The 17,195-nt window shown below is 31.4% G+C and carries 17 protein-coding genes and 2 tRNA genes; 18 read left to right on the top strand and 1 reads right to left on the bottom strand.

The features are described 5' to 3' along the window. Positions 1 to 59: 59 nt before the first annotated feature. Positions 60 to 1,259, bottom strand: a complete 1,200-nt coding sequence (locus AC1RRU_RS11915; protein ID WP_011275262.1) for an FtsW/RodA/SpoVE family cell cycle protein — start codon at positions 1,257 to 1,259, stop codon at positions 60 to 62. A 417-nt stretch (positions 1,260 to 1,676) separates the two neighbouring features. Between AC1RRU_RS11915 and AC1RRU_RS11920 the strand changes: the two genes are divergently transcribed. From AC1RRU_RS11920 to AC1RRU_RS12005, 18 genes are all read left to right on the top strand, one after another. Beyond that, positions 1,677 to 2,747 (top strand): D-alanine--D-alanine ligase, encoded by a 1,071-nt coding sequence (locus AC1RRU_RS11920; RefSeq protein WP_011275263.1) that lies wholly within the window; start codon positions 1,677 to 1,679, stop codon positions 2,745 to 2,747. Between the two features lie 15 nt (positions 2,748 to 2,762). Beyond that, positions 2,763 to 4,118, top strand: coding sequence for a UDP-N-acetylmuramoyl-tripeptide--D-alanyl-D-alanine ligase (locus tag AC1RRU_RS11925; RefSeq protein ID WP_011275264.1), 1,356 nt, complete (start codon positions 2,763 to 2,765; stop codon positions 4,116 to 4,118). A 270-nt stretch (positions 4,119 to 4,388) separates the two neighbouring features. Further along, positions 4,389 to 5,900, top strand: a complete 1,512-nt coding sequence (gene cshA, locus AC1RRU_RS11930; protein WP_016931362.1) for a degradosome RNA helicase CshA — start codon at positions 4,389 to 4,391, stop codon at positions 5,898 to 5,900. Between the two features lie 165 nt (positions 5,901 to 6,065). Further along, on the top strand, positions 6,066 to 6,545 hold the full coding sequence (locus tag AC1RRU_RS11935; RefSeq protein WP_011275266.1) for a PH domain-containing protein: 480 nt from the start codon (positions 6,066 to 6,068) through the stop codon (positions 6,543 to 6,545). Then, the gene (locus AC1RRU_RS11940) at positions 6,538 to 8,061 is read left to right on the top strand and encodes a PH domain-containing protein (RefSeq protein WP_016931363.1); all 1,524 of its coding nucleotides are present in this window, start codon (positions 6,538 to 6,540) and stop codon (positions 8,059 to 8,061) included. Before AC1RRU_RS11935 ends, AC1RRU_RS11940 begins: the two co-directional genes overlap by 8 nt. After that, complete coding sequence (locus AC1RRU_RS11945; RefSeq protein WP_033080076.1) at positions 8,054 to 8,581, top strand: PH domain-containing protein; 528 nt, start codon at positions 8,054 to 8,056, stop codon at positions 8,579 to 8,581. Before AC1RRU_RS11940 ends, AC1RRU_RS11945 begins: the two co-directional genes overlap by 8 nt. A gap of 9 nt (positions 8,582 to 8,590) precedes the next feature. After that, positions 8,591 to 8,950 (top strand): holo-ACP synthase, encoded by a 360-nt coding sequence (acpS, locus tag AC1RRU_RS11950; protein WP_011275269.1) that lies wholly within the window; start codon positions 8,591 to 8,593, stop codon positions 8,948 to 8,950. A gap of 95 nt (positions 8,951 to 9,045) precedes the next feature. Next, complete coding sequence (gene alr / locus AC1RRU_RS11955; RefSeq protein ID WP_016931365.1) at positions 9,046 to 10,194, top strand: alanine racemase; 1,149 nt, start codon at positions 9,046 to 9,048, stop codon at positions 10,192 to 10,194. 85 nt (positions 10,195 to 10,279) lie between these two features. Continuing rightward, positions 10,280 to 10,450, top strand: a complete 171-nt coding sequence (gene mazE / locus AC1RRU_RS11960; protein WP_011275271.1) for a type II toxin-antitoxin system antitoxin MazE — start codon at positions 10,280 to 10,282, stop codon at positions 10,448 to 10,450. Then, the gene (locus tag AC1RRU_RS11965) at positions 10,447 to 10,812 is read left to right on the top strand and encodes a type II toxin-antitoxin system PemK/MazF family toxin (protein WP_011275272.1); all 366 of its coding nucleotides are present in this window, start codon (positions 10,447 to 10,449) and stop codon (positions 10,810 to 10,812) included. Before mazE ends, AC1RRU_RS11965 begins: the two co-directional genes overlap by 4 nt. Positions 10,813 to 11,119: 307 nt before the next feature. Beyond that, positions 11,120 to 12,121 carry a SpoIIE family protein phosphatase gene (locus AC1RRU_RS11970; RefSeq protein WP_011275273.1) on the top strand — a complete coding sequence of 334 codons (1,002 nt, stop codon included), beginning with the start codon at positions 11,120 to 11,122 and terminating at the stop codon, positions 12,119 to 12,121. Between the two features lie 98 nt (positions 12,122 to 12,219). Further along, positions 12,220 to 12,546 (top strand): anti-sigma factor antagonist, encoded by a 327-nt coding sequence (locus tag AC1RRU_RS11975; RefSeq protein WP_011275274.1) that lies wholly within the window; start codon positions 12,220 to 12,222, stop codon positions 12,544 to 12,546. 28 nt (positions 12,547 to 12,574) lie between these two features. Continuing rightward, positions 12,575 to 13,027 (top strand): anti-sigma B factor RsbW, encoded by a 453-nt coding sequence (gene rsbW / locus AC1RRU_RS11980; protein ID WP_046309853.1) that lies wholly within the window; start codon positions 12,575 to 12,577, stop codon positions 13,025 to 13,027. Continuing rightward, on the top strand, positions 13,002 to 13,772 hold the full coding sequence (gene sigB, locus AC1RRU_RS11985) for an RNA polymerase sigma factor SigB (RefSeq protein ID WP_011275276.1): 771 nt from the start codon (positions 13,002 to 13,004) through the stop codon (positions 13,770 to 13,772). Before rsbW ends, sigB begins: the two co-directional genes overlap by 26 nt. Before the next feature lie 249 nt (positions 13,773 to 14,021). Then, on the top strand, positions 14,022 to 16,169 hold the full coding sequence (locus AC1RRU_RS11990) for a Tex family protein (protein ID WP_053022149.1): 2,148 nt from the start codon (positions 14,022 to 14,024) through the stop codon (positions 16,167 to 16,169). Beyond that, on the top strand, positions 16,162 to 16,617 hold the full coding sequence (locus tag AC1RRU_RS11995; RefSeq protein ID WP_016931367.1) for a SprT family protein: 456 nt from the start codon (positions 16,162 to 16,164) through the stop codon (positions 16,615 to 16,617). The genes AC1RRU_RS11990 and AC1RRU_RS11995 overlap by 8 nt, the downstream gene beginning before the upstream one ends. A 254-nt stretch (positions 16,618 to 16,871) precedes the next feature. Beyond that, positions 16,872 to 16,957: transfer RNA gene (locus tag AC1RRU_RS12000), tRNA-Leu, on the top strand. A gap of 21 nt (positions 16,958 to 16,978) precedes the next feature. Further along, positions 16,979 to 17,052, top strand: a tRNA-Gly gene (locus AC1RRU_RS12005). Positions 17,053 to 17,195: the final 143 nt, after the last annotated feature.

The following is a 17,195-nucleotide window of genomic DNA, read 5'->3' on the forward strand; positions in this document are numbered from 1 at the left end:
AAAGACAATTTCTATATTATTTCAATAGAAATTGTCTTTTTTTCACTTATCCAAGAACTTTATGTCCCGGACTCTTCTTTATTAGGCATTGTTTGTCTTTGATGGAAATGTATAGATAAGACGACACCTATACCAACCATTAAACTCCATAGTGAACTACCGCCATAACTAATAAATGGTAGTGGAATTCCGGTAATAGGTAGTAATTGGATTGTCATACCTATATTTTGTAATATGTGGAAAACAAGTAGTGATACATAGCCTATGATAAATATTTTGCTGAATGGAGATTCAACTTTCGTAGCAAGTCGAATTAAATGAAAAATCAATGCTAAAAAGATGAGTAGTAAAACTACAGCGCCTATAAATCCCATTTCTTCTCCAACTACTGAGAATATAAAATCTGTATGATTTTCAGGAATGTAAACCTCACCATGATTAAATCCTTTACCGAATAATTGACCAGACCCAATCGCTTTTAAAGATTCTGTTAAGTGATAACCGTCTCCAGCACTATATGAATATGGATCCAACCAAGAATTAATTCGTCCCATTTGATACATTTTCACACCTAGAAGGCTCTCAATTAACGTTGGTTTATAAATGATAGCTAATATAATAGTTCCTCCAAAAACAAAAGCGACTATAAATAATGGTGCTAAAATTCTCCATGTAATACCGCTAACTAACATTATACCGATAATAATAGCGCAAATCACAAGCGTTGTACCTAAGTCATTTTGTAATAAGATTAAAGCCATTGGAACTATTGAAATTCCTATGATTTTAAAGAACAAGACTAAATCAGTTTGAAAAGATTTATTAAAAGTAAAACGATTATGGTTAGAAACGCTCTTTGCTAATGCTAGAATTAAGATGACCTTCATAAATTCTGAGGGTTGAATACTTACTGGTCCAAATGAATACCAACTTTTAGCACCATTAATGATTGGTGTAATAGATGTTTCAGGTAATATGAGTAAACCGATAAGTAGTACACAAAAGATAAAATAAAGAATATATGTATTATTTCTAATCTTTTTAGGTGAAATAAGCATAATAACTAATGCGATAATAGCACCTAATATGTAATATATGATTTGGCGAATACTAAAGTTTGCACTATATTGTCCTCCACCCATAGCTGAACTAATCGTAGTAACACTTATAATGGCAAGTATGGTTAATAATGCTACAAGTATCCAGTCTATCTTACGTAGCCAATGTTTTGAAGGCTGTTGACGGGATGAATATTTCATGAGAAAACTCCTTAAATTCTTATAATCGAACGATTAATATTATATACAAATTTTACATGACTTTATATTAATTTGCTAGAAAATAACAGGCTGAATATAGAAAACTAAAAATTCTATCTAAAATTGTGTTTGAATTATGATTGGTAAATTAATCTAATATAAACCAAAAAAATTATTTAAACATAATTAGATTTAAGTTGATAAATGCAAAATCACTTTAGACTGTGATAATATTGTTTTTTAGAAAGCATAGTTTAAACTAAATAAAATTTATAAAATATTGATAGTTAACTAAAAAGAAAAAGTAAAAATGAATTGAAAGAGATATAGACATTTGTAAGAAGTTTAAATAACGTAATAGTTTAATACTTCTCATAAATGATTGAGTTATGATCTTTCTTAATGGAGGAACTACTTATGGTAAAAGAAAACATTTGTATCGTATATGGTGGTAAAAGTGCTGAACATGATGTTTCTAAATTGACTGCGCAAAATGTTCTTAATGCAATTGATAAAGAAAGATATTTAGTGGATATCATTTATATTACGAATGATGGCTTATGGAAGAAAAAAGAAAATATCACTGAGGAAATTAAAGAAATTGAATCCCTAAATATGACAGATATAGAAGCGGGCGAAATCACTATTTTGCTTAAAGAAAGTAGCAATGGTAAACCTTATGATGCAATATTCCCATTACTTCATGGCCCTAATGGTGAAGATGGTACAATTCAAGGGTTATTTGAAGTTCTTGATTTACCATATGTTGGAAACGGTGTACTAGCTGCATCAAGTTCAATGGATAAACTTGTCATGAAACAATTATTTGAACATAGAGGATTGCCTCAATTACCTTACATTAGTTTCTTAAGAAGTGAATATGAAAAATATGAGGGGAATATTATTAAACTCGTTAAAGATAAACTTACATATCCAGTATTCGTAAAACCTGCAAATCTTGGCTCAAGTGTAGGTATTAGTAAATGTAATAATGAGGATGAACTAAAATCAGGTATTGAGGAAGCTTTCCAATTTGACCGTAAACTCGTTATTGAGCAAGGTATTAATGCTCGCGAAGTTGAAGTAGCTGTATTGGGCAATGACTATCCTGAAACAACATGGCCAGGAGAAGTTATCAAAGATGTTGCATTCTATGATTACAAATCAAAATACAAAGACGGTAAAATCAGTTTACAAATTCCTGCAGAATTAGATGAAGAAGTGCAAATGACATTAAGAAACATGGCATTGGAAGCATTTAAAGCTACAGATTGTTCGGGATTAGTACGTGCGGATTTCTTTGTTACTGAAGACAATCAAATTTTTATTAATGAAACAAATGCAATGCCTGGATTTACAGCATTTAGTATGTATCCAAGTTTATGGGAGAATATGGGGTTATCTTATTCTGACCTAATCACAAAATTAATTGACCTAGCTAAAGAACGTCACGAGGATAAAAAGAAAAACAAATACACAATTGACTAAGAGAGGGATTCATAAATGATAGAAGTTACTTTACAGCAAATTCAGGAATGGATACCTTGTGATATTGATTCACAATATTTACGACAAACCATCAAAGGTGTGACGATCGATTCACGTGCAATCAAAACTAATATGTTATTTATACCATTTAAAGGTGAGAACGTAGATGGTCATTGCTTTGTTTCACAGGCGTTAAAAGATGGTGCTGGGGCTTCTTTCTATGAAAAGGGCCATGACATTGATGATAACGTGAAGGGACCTATTATATGGGTAGACGATACATTAATTGCGTTACAACAATTAGCTAAAGCATATCTTAAACATGTGAACCCTAAAGTAATAGGTGTTACTGGTTCAAACGGTAAAACAACTACAAAAGATATGATTGAGAGTGTATTACACACTGAATTTAAAGTAAAAAAAACGCAAGGTAATTACAATAATGAAATAGGCTTACCGTTAACTATTTTAGAGCTTGATTTAGATACAGAGATTTCAATATTAGAAATGGGTATGTCTGGATTCCATGAAATAGAATTACTTTCTAATATAGCAGAACCAGATATTGCTGTTATTACTAATATTGGTGAATCACATATGCAAGATTTAGGTTCTCGTGAAGGCATTGCTAAAGCTAAATCTGAAATAACAATTGGACTTAAAAAAGAAGGAACATTCATCTATGATGGTGATGAACCATTGCTTGAACCACATGTTAAAAAAATCAAACACGCTAAATGTTTAAGTGTAGGTTTGAAACAAGATAATGCTTTAGTATGCGAAGTAGAACATAGTGAAAATGATGGCATTGCTTTCTCTATTAACGGTAATGAACATTATAAATTACCTATTCTAGGAATCCATAATATGAAAAATGCAGCTATCGCTATTGCTATTGGTCATGAACTAGGACTTAAATATGAGACTATTCAACATAACATTAATCATGTTCAACTTACTGGTATGCGAATGGAACGCCATATTACTGATGATGATATTACTATCATAAATGATGCTTATAATGCCAGTCCTACAAGTATGAAAGCCGCAATTGATACTTTGAGTCAAATGGAAGGTAGAAAAATTATTGTACTTGCTGACTCACTTGAATTAGGGGAAAATAGTCGTTCAATGCACGAAGAGGTAGGCGCATATTTAGAAGGTAAAAACATCCATACATTATTAACATATGGCAAAGATGCAAAGTATATTAGTGATATTGGAGGACAATTTGTTGACCACGTTGAATATTTTATTGATAAACAACAATTAACTCAATATTTAATAAATAACTTAGTTGCTAACGACAAAGTTCTTGTAAAAGGTTCAAGAGGAAATAAACTTGAAGAAGTTGTAAATAAATTGATTTAATTATTTTCAAAATTACTATCAATCTAAGCAAGTCACTAATTAGGAATCTAAATCCTTTAGTGGCTTGTTTTTTTACTTTAAAAATTTAATTAACAAGTGAAAAATGTAAACGCTATTATATGAAAATAGGTTTGAAAACGAGTTCATCTATAAAATTGCTTTATTGCGATATGTAATTTTAGGTGGTACTATATAGAAGTTGACGTAATAAGAGGACCTTATATACACAAACGTATATTGATAAATAAGAAAGTTAAAAGGAGAATTATATTGCAAAATTTTAAAGAACTAGGGATTTCGGATAAAACAGTTGAGACCCTTGAAGCAATGGGCTTTAAGGAACCCACACCTATCCAAAAAGATAGTATCCCTTATACATTAGAAGGAAAAGACATCCTTGGACAAGCTCAAACTGGTACAGGTAAAACGGGAGCGTTCGGGATTCCTTTAATAGAAAAAGTTGTGGGTCAATCAGGTGTACAAGCGTTAATATTAGCACCTACAAGAGAATTGGCTATGCAAGTAGCTGAACAATTAAGAGAATTTAGCCGTGGTCAAAATGTACAAGTTGTAACGGTATTTGGTGGTATGCCAATCGATCGACAAATTAAAGCTTTAAAAAGAGGACCACAAATCGTTGTAGGTACACCAGGACGTGTCATTGACCACTTAAATAGACGTACATTAAAAACAAATGGTATTCATACATTGATTTTGGATGAAGCGGATGAAATGATGAACATGGGATTCATCGATGATATGAGATTCATTATGGATAAAATTCCAGCTGAACAAAGACAAACAATGTTATTCTCAGCAACAATGCCTAAAGCAATCCAAACTTTAGTACAACAATTCATGAAATCTCCTCAAATCGTTAAGACAATGAACAACGAAATGTCAGACCCTCAAATTGATGAATATTATACAATAGTGAAAGAGCTTGAAAAGTTCGATACATTTACTAATTTCTTAGATGTACACCAACCTGAATTAGCCATTGTCTTCGGTAGAACAAAACGTCGTGTGGATGAATTAACAAGTGCTTTATTATCTAAAGGATACAAAGCAGAAGGCTTACATGGTGATATCACACAAGCTAAACGTTTAGAAGTATTGAAGAAATTTAAAAATGATCAAATCGATATATTAGTTGCTACAGACGTTGCGGCACGTGGTTTAGATATTTCAGGTGTAAGTCATGTATATAACTTTGACATTCCTCAAGATACTGAAAGCTATACACATAGAATCGGACGTACAGGAAGAGCTGGTAAAGAAGGCATCGCTGTTACATTTGTAAATCCAATTGAAATGGATTACATCCGTCAAATTGAAGATTCAAATGGAAGACGCATGAACGCTTTAAGACCACCTCACCGAAAAGAAGTATTAAAAGCGCGTGAAGATGATATTAAAGATAAAGTGAAAAATTGGATGTCACGAGAAAGTGAAGCACGTTTGAAACGTATCTCAAGCGAGTTATTAGAAGAATATGATAGTACTGAATTAGTTGCATCATTACTACAAGAATTAGTAGAAGCAAATGATGAAGTGGAAGTACAATTAACATTTGAAAAACCATTAGCACGTAAAAATCGCCAAGGTAAAGGTAATGGATCACGTCGTGGTGGAAAACGTAATAACAAGTTCGATAATAAAAACAAACGTTCAAAAGGTAACTTTAATAAGAAAAAAGGTAAAAAACCTGACCGTCGTGAAAGACAAGACAAAGGTAGATCTACGATGAAAGGTCGAACATTCGCAGATTTACAAAAATAAAATAATTCAATATTGAATTTTATAATCAAACCATCTCATGCTTTTGAGGTGGTTTTAAATTTGATTAAATAGTAGAAGTAATTTAACAATTTCGCATATTCAGCAAGGTCAGTAAGCCTCACACTAAATATGATATAATAAAATAAAATTGCAAAGGAGTATATTATGAAGGTAGAAAGTTCATTTCATAAGAGTCCTAAAAATGCACTGAAATACCACTGGCTTAATAGTGGTATCTTATTTTTAATAGAACTGATTATCATTGTTGCACTATTTTCAATGTGGCGATATTTTAATTGGTACCACCTTATTGTCTACATACTTATCTTCTTAGTCTTCATTTCGGTTATTCGTTTACTATTACAACCCATTATTAATTATAAATATCGTTTTTATAGGGTTAATGATAGAAATGTCGAAGTTAAAAAGACTTTTATCTTTAAAAAACACCAAATAACTAAAATTGAACGGCTACAATTTTTAGAAATTAAAAGTAATCCTATTTTAAAGCTATTAAATTTAAATATTTTAATTTTTGTAACAGCGGGACATGAACTAAAATTACCAATTGTCTCAGAAGAAGAAATGAATCAATTATCAGAAGATATTTTTATAGCATTGCGAGGTGCTGATTCAGATGTTTAATCCTCAAAAATTGCATCCAATTTCATACATAACAGGGATAATAGACGTAATTAAACAAAATATTTTTACATTTATCATATTAGTTGGTTTTAATATATGGAATTTTGATTTTACAGAAATTCGTCATTATATTGGCCCATCAATCTTTTTATTTATCTTTATTTTGACGTTTATACATCGATTTTTAGAAATTAAAGTTACAAGATATTGGATTGAAAACGATCAATTTATTGTTACATCTGGTTGGTTAAATAAAAAAAGAAAAGAACTAAATCTAAGTAGAATTCAGTCATTAGATACAACACAAGGTTTGATTAACCAAATCGTGGGTGGTGTTAGTTTACAAATTAAAACGCCAAGTGATGGTATTGAATTGGCAACAATAACGAAGAAACAGAGTGAGTTCATTGAACAAACCATACGTATGAGACAAAAAGAATTAAATAATGATACTCAAGAATATTCAATCAATGATGAAGCGGATGAAAATGAACTAAAAACTGAGCAATACAATGCGTCGACAAGTGTAACAGAAAGTAATTCAGAACATGTGTTCAATATGTCCTTAACTTCACTAATTCTAATGGCTATGACGAGTGGGGCAATAGGTGTGGCCTTTGCTGCCGTTTCGCCAATAGTAGGTGCATTTCAAGATATTATCCCTTGGGATAAATGGACGTCTAATCTATGGCATTGGGTAAATTCTGTACTTATTATTGTGTTGTTTGTTGTTGTATCGATTTTAATCATTAGTTATGTTTTAGGAACTATAATTACGATTATTCGTTATTATAACTACAAAGTTGTACAACAGGGGAATCATCTTAAAATTAGTTATGGTCTTTTTAATGTGAAAAATCTAACAGTTCCAACTGATCGACTACAAGCAGTGTTAGAGAAACAATCTTTCTTAAGAAAAATATTTGGATATACCTCTATACACTTTATAATCACGAGTGATATGGACATAGAGTCTAAAGATGATGCAAGTGACAATGGTAAAATTATGATATTACCATTTATAAGACAAAAAGAAGCGTATGAAATTATTGGAAAGCTTGTACCAGAAATGAAGTTTAATAAGGTCGAAAACATTATGCCGTGGAATGGATTTCATCGTCACTTTTTTATACCAAGTATTATCGTTTTAATTTTAGCTAGTATTGGAACTTATTTTTGGAGTGCATGGAGCTTTTTTATCGCTTTGATGATAATTATTGTGATGATGTCTCATGCATATATCTACGTTAAAAATGCTGGCTTAGTGATAGAGAATGATGAAATTACTTTGAAACGCGTAAGCACTTTTGGTTTTCAAACATATTACTTCAAAACGGATAAAATTATAGGTATGGAAACGAGCCAACATCCTTTCCTCGAAAGAAGTCATTTAGCAAATTTATATTTCCTTATTGCTAAGGGATCAATATTTGAGTTTATGGAATTAAAGTTCATAAAAGAAGATACATCGCAACGCTACGTTGATGCGTATTTAAGAGGTGAGTACGATGTCTAATTATAATTACATGAATAAAAACGGCCTTAAAGTGATGAGGATTGCTTCAATGATTACTAGCATTATTTTTACAATTATAGTGATAATAGCAAGCATTTTATGTGATTTATACATTGAGGAAATGCGTCGCGCATTACTTGTAAGTCTTGCGATAGCACTAATTATTTTATGTTGTGTTGTTTTTATAGTTATAACACCATTTTTAAAATATAAAAACTTTCGTTATAGTCATTCAAATGATGAAATTTATATAAGAAGAGGCATTATTTTTATCAATACTAAAATTATTCCATTTTATAGAATTCAAAATATCGATATTAAAGAAGGTTTTTTAATGAGAAAATATGAGTTAGCATCATTGCATTTGTCGACTGCAGGTGGTGTTTCTCAAATAGACTTGATTGCAAAGACAGACGCAATTAATCTTAAACAAATGATACAAAATAAGAAAAAAATTCAGCAAAATGATATTAGTGAAATGAATAAGAAAATAGATCATTCAAATTTACCTAGTGAGTGAGGGATTAGCATGATACATGGAATAGGTATTGATTTAATAGAAATTGATAGAATTAAAAAAGCTTTTGAGAAACAAAAAGACAAGTTAGTAAAGAGAATTTTAACACAAGAAGAGGAACAACAATTTCATTCATTTAAAAGTGAAAAGAGAAAACTTGAATTTTTATCTGGTCGTTTCGCAACCAAAGAAGCTTTCAGTAAAGCATTAGGTACAGGCTTAGGAAAAACAGTGGCATTCAAAGACATTAATTGTTACAACGATATAAAAGGTAAACCATGTATAGATTACAATGGTTTTATCGTACATGTTTCAATAACTCATACAGAACATTATGCGATGAGTCAGGTTTTGTTAGAAAAGAGAGATTAACAGTATTATAATAAAAATAATTTCTACCTCGTATTTTGAACGAGTTAAATCAATAATAAACAAGATTTTTTTACTAAATAAGAGGAGGATTACGTATGTCAGATAAATTCTATAGATCAACTTATTTAAACGTAGATTTATCAGCGATTTTAAATAACTATAATACTGTTAGAACGTTACATAGCGATAAAACAGTTATACCAGTAGTAAAAGCTAATAGTTATGGGCTAGGTAGCGTTAAAATCGCACAACATTTAATGAAAAACGGTGCTGACTTTTTTGCAGTAGCAACTCTTGATGAAGCTATTGAACTACGTATGCATGGAATCAATGCTCAAATACTTATCTTAGGCGTCATTCCTCTTGAAGATATAAATAAAGCTATTCAACACAGAGTTGCTTTGACTGTACCATCATTACAATGGCTACAACATGCAATAGAATTAATTAGTGATGATAATGAAAAGAATTTATGGCTACATGTGAAACTCGACACAGGTATGGGCAGACTTGGAATTAAATCACTGGAAGAATATAAAGAAGTCATTGACTTAATTCAAAGTCATCCTCATTTGGTATTCGAAGGTGTATATACGCACTTTGCTAATGCTGATGAACCTGGCGACTCAATGGATCATCAATATGAACAATTTGAAACCTTAGTAACTCAAGCTGAAAAACCTAAATTCATACATTCTCAAAATTCAGCTGGTTCCTTATTGAGAAACTTTGAATTATGTAACGCAGTTAGACTTGGTATTTCACTTTATGGTTATTATCCGTCAGCGTATGTAAAAGAAAAAGTTGAAACTGAATTACAACCAAGTGCGCAATTATTAACACAAGTTGTCCAAACTAAATATTTAAAAGTTGGCGAATCGGTAAGTTATGGCAGTACATTTACAGCAACTGAAGATATAAAAATCGCAATTTTGCCAATTGGATATGCAGATGGTTACTTACGCTCAATGCAAGGGGCATTTGTTAATGTCAAAGGCCATCAATGTGAAGTCATAGGTCGAGTATGTATGGATCAAATGATAATTAAAGTGCCAGATGATGTAAAAGAGGGAGACTCTGTGACACTTCTAGATAATGCTTATGATTCACCTCAATCAGCTGAAACTCTAGCTCAAAAACAAGACACGATTAGCTATGAAGTTTTATGTAATTTAGGTAGACGTTTACCTAGAATCTATCAAGTTGATGACGAGATGCATGTAACTAATGAATTATTAAAATAGTATAGTCACTTGAAATAAAATTTGTTATTATAAAATTAATTAAAGTTTATAATGTCTTATTTGGTATCAACTGGAGGTTCATATTATGCTTACTTTCAATCAAAATAGAAGTCACAGTCTTGAACAATCTTTAAAAGAAGGCTATGCACAAATGGCCGAATTAAATCTCTCCCTAGCGACAGAAGCTTTTCCTCTAGAATGCGAAGCTTGTGATTGCAACGAAACGTACCTTATTTCTAATTATAAAAGTGAATGATTAGAAGAGGCGATGTATATTTAGCTGATTTGTCACCAGTACAGGGCTCAGAACAAGGGGGAGTCAGACCTGTAGTTATCATTCAAAACGATACTGGTAACAAATATAGTCCTACCGTAATCGTTGCTGCGATTACGGGAAGGATTAATAAAGCGAAAATACCCACACATGTTGAAATCGAGAAAAAGAAATACAGACTTGATAAAGATTCAGTTATTCTACTCGAGCAAATTAGAACATTAGATAAAAAACGACTAAAAGAAAAATTAACATATCTATCTGATGAGAAAATGCAAGAAGTGGATGAAGCGTTAGACATTAGTCTAGGATTGCATGATGAAGTTAAAACGCAAAACACATAACTTAATTCATGTATAATTCAAAAGTATTTCATTTTAACTATTAAAGACAATATTTTAAATTCAGTTATTCGAATTTTCGTAATTTAATTTCTATGCACTTAATACATATTAGTCTTATTTGAAGGTAAGTACTAGATTAATTAATAGTCTTTAGTTGTTGACTTTAGGTAATACCTAAAGTCTTTTTTAAATATAAAGCATATTATTTAATATTATGGTTTTAACAATAATGAATTTTATTAATAAATATCAAATGCATATAAATAAGTTCTAAGTAATAGATATATTGAAGCAAGGAGGCAGATTTTTGGAAGAATTTAAGCAGCATTATAAGCAACTTATTGATGAAAGTTTAGTTACGCAAAATAAACAACAATTTCTAAAAAAGTGTAATGATTTTACAGATGAAGTAATTAAAAAAGATATTCTACCTGAAGATATTGTGAATATACACAAATCATATGTAACCTCCTTAAATTTAGATAAAGAACAAATTTTTGATACATTAGATGTGTTACAAGAGGTTGTAAAAGGGTTTGGATATAGTTATCGAGACTACCAAAAGTTAGTTGATAAAATGCAATTCCACGATAAAGAAATTGATTTAGCTTCTAGGCTTCAACAGACAATGTTAAAAACAGATATCCCTCAATTTGATAGTATACAGATTGGTGTGATTTCTGTTGCTGCTCAAAAAGTGAGTGGCGACTATTTTAATTTAATTGATCATAGGGATGGAACGATGAGTTTCGCTATTGCTGATGTTATAGGTAAGGGAATTCCAGCTGCATTAGCTATGAGTATGATTAAATTCGGAATGGACTCCTATGGGCATTCCCAATTACCTAGTGATGGATTGAAACGTCTTAACCGTGTTGTGGAGAAAAACGTAAATCAAAACATGTTTGTGACCATGTTTTACGGATTATATGAAGAAATGAACCATCTACTTTATTGTAGTTCTGCAGGTCATGAACCTGGATATATTTATAGAGCGGAAACTGAAACATTTGAAGAAATTGAAGTTAGAGGAAGAGTCTTAGGTGTAAGTCAGCACACTCGTTATAGTCAACAAGAAATTCCCATTCATTTAGATGATTTAGTTATCATATTTACTGATGGTGTTACAGAAGCAAGATACACAGATGGCGAATTCATAGCTAAAAACACATTGTTGAACCTCATACGTAAGTATAAGCATATGCATCCACAAGATATAGTACAAATATTATATGAAGCTATATTAAAAATACAAAACCCTAACAAACGTGACGATATGACTATTATGATTATAAAACGTGTAAATTAAATATTAAATTTTTAGATTATATAAATCTAACTATGGGTATACTTACTAAAGTATACATATTATTAGTAACAAAAGACTAAACTAGGAGTGTAAGAACTATGAACCTTAACATTGAGACGGTAACACATGATGAATATTATGAAGTCATTGTGGCTGGGGAATTAGATGTTTATACAGTACCTGAATTAGAAGAAGTTTTGATGCCAATGCGTCAAGAAGGTACTCATGATATTCACGTAAATGTGACAAACGTTAGTTATATGGATTCTACAGGATTAGGTTTATTTGTAGGAACATTAAAAGCTTTGAATCAAAATGATAAAGAATTATATATTTTAGGTGTATCAGATAGAATCGGAAGATTATTTGATATTACTGGCCTTAAGGACTTAATGCATGTCAATGAAGGAACGGAGGTAGAGTAACTTGCCTATTAAAAATGATTATATCGAGATGAAATTGCCTGCCTCTGCTGAGTATGTGAGTTTAATTCGTTTAACTCTATCAGGTGTCTTCTCAAGAGCAGGCGCATCTTACGACGATATAGAAGATTCTAAAATTGCAGTAAGTGAAGCCGTTACTAACGCAGTTAAGCATGCTTATAAAAATGATGAAACAAATGGTATGATTAATTTATGTTTTGAGTTATTTGATGATAAAATAAAAATAGTTATCTCAGATCAAGGTGAAAGTTTTGATTATGAAACGACTAAGTCACAGCTAGGACCATACGATGAGAATGAAAATATCGATTTCTTACGTGAAGGCGGACTTGGTCTTTTCTTAATTGAATCCTTGATGGATGAAGTGAAAGTCTTTAAAGAATCTGGTGTAACAATCAGCATGATTAAGTATATAAAAAAAGAGCAGGTGCCAAATAATGACGAAAGAGTCGAAATCAGTTAATGATGTATCACCTGAGCAAATTAACCAATGGATTAAAGAACATCAAGATAACGCTAATACAGAAGCTCAAGATAGATTAGTTAATCATTATCGAAAATTAATTGAATCTTTAGCTTATAAGTATTCTAAAGGACAATCACATCATGAAGATTTAGTTCAAGTTGGTATGGTTGGTTTAATAGGTGCTATTAACAGATTTGATTTGTCTTTTGATCGCAAATTTGAAGCATTCTTAGTACCGACCGTTATTGGTGAGATTAAGAGATATTTAAGGGATAAAACTTGGAGTGTTCATGTTCCTAGAAGAATAAAAGAAATAGGCCCACGTATCAAAAAAGTAAGCGATGAACTAACAAATGAGTTGGAAAGATCTCCATCAATTGCAGAAATTGCTGACCGTTTAGAAGTTTCAGAAGAAGAAGTGTTAGAAGCTATGGAAATGGGACAAAGCTATAATGCGCTTAGTGTTGATCATTCAATTGAGGCAGATAAAGATGGTTCAACAGTAACTCTACTAGATATCATGGGGCAAAAAGATGACAATTATGACTTAACTGAAAAACGTATGATTCTTGAACGTATTTTGCCTATTCTCTCAGATAGAGAAAGAGAAATTATTCAATGCACGTTCATAGAAGGATTAAGCCAGAAAGAAACTGGGGAACGTATTGGATTAAGTCAAATGCATGTATCACGCTTACAAAGAACTGCAATTAAGAAATTGCAACAAGCTGCTAAACAATAAAATATTACATTTAGAGTCTAGAACATTAATCATATAAAACTATAGTGGACAGTCGCAATTGTTGCATGTATTGATAAGAAGTTCAACTAGTAGTTTTTCAGGTCTAGTCATCTTTGTGGGGGTGGGACAATGAATTCACTATGAATTCTATCCGACTCCTTTTTTTCTTTTGAATTAAAAAAGCAATGCTTAAAATTAAATATTGTATACTTAGAGAAATAAGAATTTTTGAAAAGTGTGGTTATATAAATGGATAAAATGTTAATGAATGAAATAGTGTCTAAATATCAATTTTCTGAAAAACAAGTAAAATCCGTATTAGAATTGCTAGAAGAAAATAATACTGTTCCTTTTATAGCAAGATATCGTAAAGAAGCAACGGGTGGTTTGGATGAAGTTCAAATCAAACAAATTTCTGACGAATATCAATATGTTGCAAATTTACAGAAAAGAAAAGATGAAGTTATACATAATATTGAACAACAGGGATTATTAACAAATGAACTAAAAGAAGCTATTCTTAAACAAACCAAATTGCAACGTGTCGAGGATCTTTATAGACCTTTTAAACAAAAAAAGAAAACAAGAGCAACTGAAGCTAAGCGAAAAGGACTTGAAAGTTTAGCCCAATGGATTAGTGATGGTCAACAGGGTGAATTGAGCAAAAAAGCTGAGGCGTATATTAATGATGAAGTAGCTACTGTTGACGAGGCAATTCAAGGAGCGTTAGATATCATTGCTGAACACGTTTCAGATAATCCTAAGTATCGTAGTCGTATATTGAAAGATATTTATAGGCAAGGAAATATTGTAACGGCTAAGAAGAAAAAAGCGGATGATGAAAAAGAAACATTTGCAATGTACTATGACTATGTGGAACCTATTAAGAACGTTGCTAATCATAGAGTGCTAGCTATGAATCGTGGTGAAAAAGAAAAAGTACTTTCAGTCAAGGTAGAATTTGATACTCAACAAATAGCAAGTGCTATTGAAAAAAATGAGGTTAAAAGTAATAATCCACATGGAGATTATATTAAATTAGCAATTGAGGACAGTTTAAAAAGGTTGATAATGCCTTCAATTGAAAGAGAAATACGCGCTGATTTAACTGAGAAAGCCGAACAACATGCTATTGAGGTCTTTAGTGAAAATTTAAAACACTTATTGTTGCAACCGCCTATGAAAGGCAAGCAAATATTAGGGGTTGACCCAGCATTTAGAACAGGATGTAAACTAGCAGTCATTAATCCTTATGGGACTTTTATTGATAAAAGTGTAATTTATCCGCATCCACCTAAATCTAAAGTAGAAGCATCTGAAAAAGAAATTGTCCGAATGATTAAAGAAAATAATATAGAGCTTATTGCTATTGGTAATGGTACAGCCAGTCGTGAAACTGAACAATTTGTTGCTGATGTTATCAAAAAATATAATTTAGATATTAAATTTATTATTGTCAATGAAGCGGGGGCCTCAGTGTATTCTGCTTCTGAAATTGCTAGATATGAGTTTCCTAATTTTCAAGTTGAAGAACGAAGTGCTGTTTCAATAGGAAGACGAGTTCAAGATCCATTAAGTGAATTAGTTAAAATAGATCCTAAATCTATTGGTGTGGGTCAATATCAACATGATGTAAATCAGAAAGAACTTGAAAGTGCATTAACATTTGTTGTTGAAACAGCCGTAAACCAAGTTGGTGTAGATGTAAATACAGCATCAAAATCTCTATTACAGTATGTTTCTGGTCTATCTAGCGCAATAGCTCAAAACATTATTGATTACCGTGAAGAAAATGGAGCAATCAAGCACAATAAAGAAATAAGTAAAGTGAAACGATTAGGTGCCAAAACATTTGAACAAAGTATAGGATTTTTGCGTATTGTAGATGGCTCTGAACCACTTGATAATACGTCAATTCACCCTGAGAGTTATGATGTGACATATGAATTATTGACTGTTTTAAATTTTGATATCAATGATTTAGGAACTGACAAGTTAAAAACTGAATTATCCAACATAAACACAAATCAAATAGCTGAACAATTAAATGTTGGAGTACCAACTTTAGAGGATATTATAAAATCTCTAATGGCACCTAATCGAGATCCGCGTGATGAGTTTGAAACGCCTATCCTTAAATCTGATGTACTATCTATTGAAGATTTAAAAGAAGGTATGAAATTAAGTGGAACAGTAAGAAATGTTGTTGATTTCGGAGCATTTGTAGATATAGGTGTGAAACAAGACGGATTAGTGCACGTATCTAAATTATCAAAAAAATTCGTCAAAAATCCTATGGATGTAGTTAGTGTTGGAGATATAGTAGAAGTTTGGATTCTTGATATCGATAAAAATAAAGGAAAAGTTTCTCTAACAATGATTGATCCACATGAATAATAATGAACTTCAAAATATGGTTGAAAGCATTTCAAATCGATATTTTAATGAACCTTTTCGTCATAATGCTTTGTTTAATAATAAGCTACGTACTACAGGTGGACGTTATATGTTAGATTCACATAACATTGAAATTAATCCTAAACAATATCAGTATTATGGTAAAAATGCATTAATCGATATAATTAAACATGAGTTATGTCACTATCATCTGCATTTAGGTGGAAAAGGTTATAAGCATAAAGATTCAGAATTTAAAATATTGAGTAAGCAAGTTGGCGCTCCGAGATTTTGTGCACCAATTCAATCATATGAAGCGCGTGCTAATTATTTATATAAATGCCAATCATGTGGTTACAAGTATTTAAGGATAAGGAAAGTAGATGTTCGGAAGATGAGGTGCGGTATTTGTAATGGAAAGTTATCACTAATAGAACATTTAACTTAGCTACTAAGTAACTAAAATTGAAATTCAGGTCTACTTTTACAAAAATTGTAGATCTGAATATTTTTGTTTATTAAATGTTGACATTAATTATAAAAACATGTATAGTTATTATCGTTGCTTTAATAAAAGAGTTAAACATTAATTGTTTGTAAAACATCTTTAAAAATATGTTAAAAAGTTATTGACATTTCATTACAAAACATTTACAATTGTTTATGTTCTCGATAGTTAATAGTAACTATTGCGTTTTGCCAGCGGTCGTGGCGGAATGGCAGACGCGCTAGGTTGAGGGCCTAGTGGGAGAAATCCCGTGGAGGTTCAAGTCCTCTCGGCCGCACCAAATAAACTTTTAATTTAATATGCGGGTGTAGTTTAATGGCAAAACCTCAGCCTTCCAAGCTGATGTTGTGGGTTCGATTCCCATCACCCGCTCCATTATTAATGAACATTGAAAACTGAATGACAATATGTCAACGTTAATTCCAAGAACAGTAACTTAATTGTTACAAACACTATTTAGTATTATGAGCTAATCAAACATCATAAATTTTTATGGAGAGTTTGATCCTGGCTCAGGA

The organism is Staphylococcus sp. GW821-FHT11H10 (genome assembly GCF_058807855.1).

Excerpts from the sequence above, each read along its gene's own strand:
- alr (WP_016931365.1), top strand. The coding sequence starts at position 9,046 with ATGTCAGATAAATTCTATAGATCAACTTATTTAAACGTAGATTTATCA.
- AC1RRU_RS11925 (WP_011275264.1), top strand. The coding sequence starts at position 2,763 with ATGATAGAAGTTACTTTACAGCAAATTCAGGAATGGATACCTTGTGAT.
- AC1RRU_RS11945 (WP_033080076.1), top strand. The coding sequence starts at position 8,054 with ATGTCTAATTATAATTACATGAATAAAAACGGCCTTAAAGTGATGAGG.
- AC1RRU_RS11975 (WP_011275274.1), top strand. The coding sequence starts at position 12,220 with ATGAACCTTAACATTGAGACGGTAACACATGATGAATATTATGAAGTC.
- AC1RRU_RS11940 (WP_016931363.1), top strand. The coding sequence starts at position 6,538 with ATGTTTAATCCTCAAAAATTGCATCCAATTTCATACATAACAGGGATA.
- AC1RRU_RS11965 (WP_011275272.1), top strand. The coding sequence starts at position 10,447 with ATGATTAGAAGAGGCGATGTATATTTAGCTGATTTGTCACCAGTACAG.
- AC1RRU_RS11915 (WP_011275262.1), bottom strand. The coding sequence starts at position 1,259 with ATGAAATATTCATCCCGTCAACAGCCTTCAAAACATTGGCTACGTAAG.
- AC1RRU_RS11920 (WP_011275263.1), top strand. The coding sequence starts at position 1,677 with ATGGTAAAAGAAAACATTTGTATCGTATATGGTGGTAAAAGTGCTGAA.
- rsbW (WP_046309853.1), top strand. The coding sequence starts at position 12,575 with ATGAAATTGCCTGCCTCTGCTGAGTATGTGAGTTTAATTCGTTTAACT.
- mazE (WP_011275271.1), top strand. The coding sequence starts at position 10,280 with ATGCTTACTTTCAATCAAAATAGAAGTCACAGTCTTGAACAATCTTTA.
- AC1RRU_RS11995 (WP_016931367.1), top strand. The coding sequence starts at position 16,162 with ATGAATAATAATGAACTTCAAAATATGGTTGAAAGCATTTCAAATCGA.
- AC1RRU_RS11935 (WP_011275266.1), top strand. The coding sequence starts at position 6,066 with ATGAAGGTAGAAAGTTCATTTCATAAGAGTCCTAAAAATGCACTGAAA.
- acpS (WP_011275269.1), top strand. The coding sequence starts at position 8,591 with ATGATACATGGAATAGGTATTGATTTAATAGAAATTGATAGAATTAAA.
- sigB (WP_011275276.1), top strand. The coding sequence starts at position 13,002 with ATGACGAAAGAGTCGAAATCAGTTAATGATGTATCACCTGAGCAAATT.
- AC1RRU_RS11990 (WP_053022149.1), top strand. The coding sequence starts at position 14,022 with ATGGATAAAATGTTAATGAATGAAATAGTGTCTAAATATCAATTTTCT.